The organism is Streptomyces griseicoloratus, assembly GCF_014534645.1.
In the GTDB taxonomy this organism is placed as follows: domain Bacteria; phylum Actinomycetota; class Actinomycetes; order Streptomycetales; family Streptomycetaceae; genus Streptomyces; species Streptomyces griseicoloratus.
In genome coordinates this window covers 1-345 of record NZ_JACVQF010000050.1, presented here as the reverse complement: position 1 = coordinate 345, position 345 = coordinate 1, and the positions used below count along the sequence as shown (strand labels likewise).

The 345-nt window shown below is 66.1% G+C and carries 1 protein-coding gene; it reads right to left on the bottom strand.

What is annotated here, in order from left to right; translation table 11 throughout:
• Positions 1–345: HAMP domain-containing protein (locus H0H10_RS01640; RefSeq protein WP_188178971.1), on the bottom strand; the 345-nt coding region annotated here is incomplete at both ends.

The following is a 345-nucleotide window of genomic DNA, read 5'->3' as shown; positions in this document are numbered from 1 at the left end:
TCCGTGCCCACCTCACGGGCCACCCGCGTGACCTGCTCGGCGAATGACGACAGCTGGTCGACCATGGTGTTGACGGTGGTGACCAGTTCGAGGATCTCGCCCTTGGCGTCGACGGTGATCTTCTTCGACAGGTCGCCCTTGGCGACCGCGGTCGTCACCTCGGCGATGTTGCGGACCTGCATGGTCAGGTTGTTGGCCATGCCGTTCACGGACTGCGTGAGGTCCTTCCAGGTGCCGGAGACACCCTGCACCTCCGCCTGACCGCCGAGGATGCCCTCCGTACCCACCTCACGGGCCACCCGCGTGACCTCCTGGGCGAACGACGACAGCTGGTCCACCATCGTG